Genomic DNA, 5,702 nt, shown 5'->3' with positions numbered 1-5,702 from the left:
CCTGCACCACTAGGGAAGGCAGGTGCTGGCTGTCCCGGCCGTCGGCAAAGTCCGCCCGGATGTGGGAAATAACACCTTTGGCCGTATCAACCGCCATGCTGCAGTGGTAATTGAGTTTTCTGGCTTTCCCGGTTTTACTGATATGCGGGCATCGGGGTCATGCGGGGAGTAGTGTGTCTTGTTGCTGACCAGCTGTGCCTTCTCATGGGTTGACCCCAATGAGGTGAATGTGCCCCTGATATTCTCCTGATGCTTTTCCAGCTTTCTGAGCTGATGGGCCGGAGCTGTTATAAGCTGTGCCGGTTTGCTGTTTTTCTGAAGCATCCGTTGTTTATCTGCCTCCTGCTGTTGCACTGACTCCAGTGGCTGCTTTAGCAGCAGACTGTCCATCGAGGCGTTGGCCTTCACGGGCGCTGAGTCTACGGCCTGTGTGTCACCCCTGACCATACCCTTCTCCACGCACAGGCTGAAGACCCTGTCAAAGAGCGACTCGAACAGGGCCTCGGGGTAAAGCTGGCGGGTGCGGGATACGGTGGAGTGCCAGGGCAGGGGCTCGTCAAGCTGATAATCCAGAAAGTAAAGCAGGTCCAGGCGGAGGCTGCCGTGCTCGATGAGCCGGCGGTCAGAGGTGATGTTCTCCAGGTAGCCCACCAGGCAGAGCTTGAAGAACACCACCGGGTCAATGCTCTGCTGGCCACACTTACCGTAGTAGCCCCGCGTCAGCTCGGTAAGGAAGCCCAGGTCCAACTGCTGCTTGAGCCGACGGTAAAAGTTGTGCTCCGGCACGTGCGCCGAGAGCGAGAAGAGAAGCTCCTTCTCATCTTTGAAAGTTTTCTTGCCCTGCATAGCTACAAGAAATAGGTTATTATCCTTTAACGGCTATCTTAACCCAGTTGTGCAACAGCCACCCACGTTTTCTGATAATGCTTTTGTCAATTTGTTTCTGTACAACTTAATTTTAAGTGGCTAAAAAAGAAGCTCTTGAGAAAAGCTTTTCAAGTTCGCTCTGATTTAGTTTAAGCGCCTGGATGCGTTTTTCAACCTGCTTTAACCCAATCCGTCTGCTTTTTTCGTTGCTTTCCCTTATCTCGTTTTTCTTGTACGGTTCTGCTTTAGTTACCATGTTCCAGATAATGACGGCCAGCTTCCTTGCCGTTGCCGTGATAGCGGCTATTCTCCCTTTCTTGAAGGCAATCCTCTTGAAGAATGGGGTGAGCTCATGATCCTTCTGATTTCCGATGGAGTTGGCAGCCTGACGAAGTGCTATTGCTAAACAGGATTTACCTGACGGTGTGCGGCTGCTGATAACACGGCCGCCGCTTACCTTGTTGTTTGGAACAAGACGCAGCCAACTGGCGAAGCTCTTGGCGGTTGGGAACCTGTGCAGATCTTTTCCCATCGTCGTCAGCAGGCAAAGGACAGTGCCGTAGCTGATCCCGGAGATAGCGAGAAGGTCAGTCTTGAAGTACTGGTAGGCTATTCTTGGGACATTGAACTCAGGAGCATTTTTACTGCTCTTTTTCTTGCTTTGCCTCAAGGACTTCTCTTCAAGTTCAGATATTGAGGTCTGCGGCGCATGCTTCATCAGGGAACGCTCGATCTTCTGGTCACACTCCTTGAGGGCTTCTTCATAGAGCCTGTAGAAGTGCAGGCAAGACTTCAATTCAAACAGCAGCTCTTCCCGCCAGGAGCCATGGAGCGCCTCGGCTATCTGCTGTTTGGTCTTTTTCATCCTCACATCCACTAGCGAGGCAAGGTGCTGCGGATCCCGGCTCCCCGCCAGAATCGCCTCTGTTATCGCAAGTCCTGACTTACCGGTAATGTCGCGGATGGCCACGTCCAGCCTGATGTTCATCAGCCGGAGTGCCTTTTGCATTTTGTGCGTGTACCTGGAGCTCTGCTCAACCAGATGCTGCCTGTGGTAATAGTAGGTGCGTAGCTCCTGGAGCGTGTCGCTCAGCAGAAAGCTGCCCGACAATAGGCCTAGGGAATGCAGCTTCTGAATCCACACACAGTCAAGCACGTCGGTTTTGCGCCCCTGTACATTCTTTGTCTGGCTCCCCCCGACAAGCAGCACTTCAAACCCGGCTTTCTGAAGCGCGTTGAAGAGAGTTTGCCAGTAGGTCCCGGTGCTTTCCATGGCCACGGATGTGATTCCCGAGTCACGCAAGTGCAGAATAAGCTCCTCATGGTCTTTGGTGCAAATCCCAAAGGAACGGACATTCTCCCTGACTTGGTCTGTGGCAACGAAATGGCTGCGGGACCCCACGTCTATACCGGCGGCGTGTGGGTTGACGATTTGAAGTGGCAGTGCTTTTCCCATGGCGTTTCTTTATATTTTGAAATAGCTTCAGGGAATGTATTCACTAGTATAAGAGTTTTTCTGTACGGGATTCTCCGACGAGATCACCAGTTAATTCACCAAATGCCCATGCATAGCAAGGGCCTATACATTCCAGCCCAGATTTCAGGAAGGACTTTCCAAGTACCATTAAGGTAAGGAGCTTGTTTTCTGAAGCAGACTAAAGATAAGAATTATCAAGATGCTAAAGGGTTTCAGTTGTCATCCTTATTCAACAGTGCTCGCTCTATCCATTGATTTCAGGACGAGACAATTCGGGAATTAATATTTGAAACTTACAAATCCTGAGCTATTAATATAAATATTAGTTGGTGTATTCTTCTATTTCGGGAAATAAGGCTAACAAATGCAGATATATAACATAATATTCATAAATACTTAATGATTAAATAGCTATACAAGCAATTGTATATCAGAAAGCTAGCTATGGTTTAATTCCCGAGTTCACTTTTAGTTAGATGCAGCTATGGAAGGGTTCTCGTAATATTGAAAAGCAAAAGAGGGAACATGGTTTTATAACTGCGCTCCCTCTTTTGCTTTTCAATGCTTGTTGCTAAATCTGAAGATTCAGCGGTTTAGCAAAATTACATTTTCCCTTTGGCCATTCCTTTGCCATTGTTTGTAGGCATAATCTGACCACAAGCTACAGGCATCGTTGGTACATAAGTGCCGTTTACAGTCAGGCCGTGTAACACGATGGCTCTGTTCTGAAGGGGCTTCAGATCTTTATAGTCAATAACTTCACCTTCTTCTTCGAACTCGATTTCGCCGAGGTTAAATGTACGGGTATAGTGTATGTTGCCTTCTGCATCAGCCTCTGGAAACTCATCGATTGGCACATACAGTTCAAGAAGAACTGGTCCGTAAGAAGGAAGTCCTTCTACGAGATCTACAAAGCCATCTCCGTTTGTGTCATCAGCAGGTGTAGGGCATGTTGAGTTCCTGTTGTCATCCATAAACCCGTGGATGTGTTGCGGGTGAGGCAGGTTTGGCTCCAATCCTGATGCCATCACCTCCACAGTAAGCGTGTTCGCATCAACAGTGATAGTGGCAGTACCTGATACACCTGAGTTGTTTAGCGGCTGGAGATTCGCCATAAAAGTGCGCTCAATAGCAGAGCCCTTATTGACGCCTTTCTGGTGAGCTTCCTCTACATTTTGTGCTGAAAGATTCGCATCAGGAGATATGTCTGACTGCTCGCAGGAAACGAACGTGAATGCCATGGCAGCTGCCGCGATAAATTTAGTTGGTGCCGGGAATAAAGTCTTTATATTCATAATTTTATATTTTTTTGATTACACACTACCTACGAGGACTAATGTCCGAATCTTCTTTAAGCCCTTTTTTAAGTGGTAGAGAGGAGTTTAAAAGGCGTGAATGGTCAATTATGATTAGTGGATGATAAATCCAATGCTTTAGAGCAAGTGCTCACTGTTTAAACGCCTATAAAAATAATTAAATCAAACTGCGTGTTATTCGATGTCTTGGTTTAATGTACAGTCGAAGATAAAACTGCCTGGTCCTGAGATAGGTTGACCGTTTTTGGCATCAAGCCCCTTATTTACCGATGTTGAGTTGGTAAAGTGGCACTGCAGGTGCCACTTTACCTTCATTGTTTTTCTTTCACTTTGAGCTATTCTGTGCAACTTTATTTCAAGTAACTATAATAGAGGCTCTTGAGAAAATATTTTCAAGCTCACTCTGACTTAGTTGAAGCGCCTGAATGCCCCTTTCCACCTGCCTTAACCCTGCCTTCAGTTGTCATGCTTATTCAACAGTGCTCGCGCTGTCCATTGATTTCAGGACGAGGCAGACACTTCACAGGAAAAGGCTGGCAGTTATCACATCCGGCAGTCTAATTTTCAGCAGATACCCTGTAGGATGTGAGTGGCTCTGCCTTGATGATGGTGTCGGTGCCGATGTAGGCGTTGTTTTTATTCCAGTGCCACTTGCGCACCTTCGGCATCCTGATGCCGTCTACCATGACCTCCTCCTCCAGCAGAATGTACTCCCCGCTTTCCGGCTCGCCGTGGTTAAAGCGGTAGGCCTCCATCGCATACGTTTCAGGGTCAATGTAGAAGAACCAGTTATCAGAACCTACGGCATCATCATAGTTCACCTCCAGCACACGGTATTCTTTCCCCTCGAGTTCCTCGTTTTGGGCTGCCTCCGCTACGTTCACTCCTTCATCCGTCAGCTTCATGGGCAGCCCGTAGAGGTAGCCATAGAAACTATGTACCCACTTCAGGTCATCAGGAGTGAGGCCGTATTTTTCCCGGTCCTCTGCGCTGATGTCCCCTTTACCGTCCAGCAGGTAAAACTCCTTACCATTAGCTATCCCTTTCACTGCCTCCTTCCCGTCCTGCCGGCTGATGTGGGCAAAGTAGCCGGTGCTGTTGTCCAGCTCTATCTCAAAGGTGTTCTCTTGCCCGGCGGTATCGGCAGAGCTTAGGTAAAGGCGGGTCTTCAGCTCTGGCCAGTTGTTCTCCGGGTCGTGGTAAGCCAGCGTTTTCTCAAGCAGTTCTGAGTCAACGGTCGGCTCCTGCTGACAGGAACCCAGCAGTAGCAGCAAAGCCAGAAAACCAGAGAGGTGCAGCAGGGGCCGGAAGCTTTTAAAGGTCAAAGAGTAAAATGGATTAGAAGGATTATACTGCATAGCTATGATGTTTTTATAATTTGTTTAACGCAGGGAAACTGCGGGAAATCTATTTCCGGCAAAACGCTTCCACATGTAGCCGGATCCCGAAACGCCCTTGTTGGGAAGAGTGTTACCTTATATAATCAATGTCTGAAAAGACCTGCACGCTGTTGTTACCAATTAGTATGGGCTTCCCGAACCGCCCTTCCTCTTCCCCGTTCTCCAGCTTCAGGACACCGCGGGGGCAGACGGAGGCGCATACACCGCAGCCTACGCACGAGGAACGCACGATATTCTGCCCCCTCTGTGCATACCACCGCACATCGATTCCCATTTCGCAGTAGGTGGAGCAGTTGCCGCAGGAGATGCACTGCCCGCCGTTGGTGGTAATACGGAACCGGGACTTGAACCTTTGCACAATACCGATATAAGCCGCCAGGGGACAGCCGAACCTGCACCAGACCCTGTTGCCCATAATCGGGTAGAAGCCCACCCCTACCACCCCGGCAAAGGCGGCCCCTATCAGAAAGCCATAGGTAGCCCGAAGGGTATAGGTGTCGATGAACAGGAAGGTCCCGCTGCCGGTGAAATAGGTGTACAGCACGCCCGCCGTCATCACCACGGCGAACACCAGCACACTGTGTATCATCCACCGCTCCACCTTCCATGCCTTCAGGGACTTGTCGGAGAGCTGGCGGTAGG

At 49.4% G+C, this 5,702-nt stretch carries 5 protein-coding genes and 1 pseudogene; all 6 read right to left on the bottom strand.

Going from position 1 to position 5,702, the window contains the following annotated elements; translation table 11 throughout:
• Positions 1-846 (bottom strand): annotated as a pseudogene (locus tag E1919_RS26810) (transposase); the annotation flags it as partial.
• 112 nt (positions 847-958) lie between these two features.
• Positions 959-2,323 carry an IS110 family RNA-guided transposase gene (locus tag E1919_RS26805; protein ID WP_162056474.1) on the bottom strand — a complete coding sequence of 455 codons (1,365 nt, stop codon included), beginning with the start codon at positions 2,321-2,323 and terminating at the stop codon, positions 959-961.
• 623 nt (positions 2,324-2,946) lie between these two features.
• The gene (locus E1919_RS26800) at positions 2,947-3,639 is read right to left on the bottom strand and encodes a CHRD domain-containing protein (protein WP_162056473.1); all 693 of its coding nucleotides are present in this window, start codon (positions 3,637-3,639) and stop codon (positions 2,947-2,949) included.
• Positions 3,640-3,834: 195 nt separating this feature from the next.
• Positions 3,835-3,975 carry a hypothetical protein gene (locus E1919_RS26795; protein ID WP_162056472.1) on the bottom strand — a complete coding sequence of 47 codons (141 nt, stop codon included), beginning with the start codon at positions 3,973-3,975 and terminating at the stop codon, positions 3,835-3,837.
• A gap of 242 nt (positions 3,976-4,217) precedes the next feature.
• Positions 4,218-5,018, bottom strand: a complete 801-nt coding sequence (locus tag E1919_RS26790) for a DUF6503 family protein (protein ID WP_162056471.1) — start codon at positions 5,016-5,018, stop codon at positions 4,218-4,220.
• Between the two features lie 112 nt (positions 5,019-5,130).
• The coding region (locus E1919_RS26785; RefSeq protein ID WP_202916008.1) for a 4Fe-4S binding protein at positions 5,131-5,702 on the bottom strand (572 nt) is incomplete at its 5' end.

It is taken from the genome of Pontibacter pamirensis (assembly GCF_010015475.1).
In the GTDB taxonomy this organism is placed as follows: domain Bacteria; phylum Bacteroidota; class Bacteroidia; order Cytophagales; family Hymenobacteraceae; genus Pontibacter; species Pontibacter pamirensis.
This window is presented reverse-complemented; position numbering and strand designations above follow the sequence as displayed.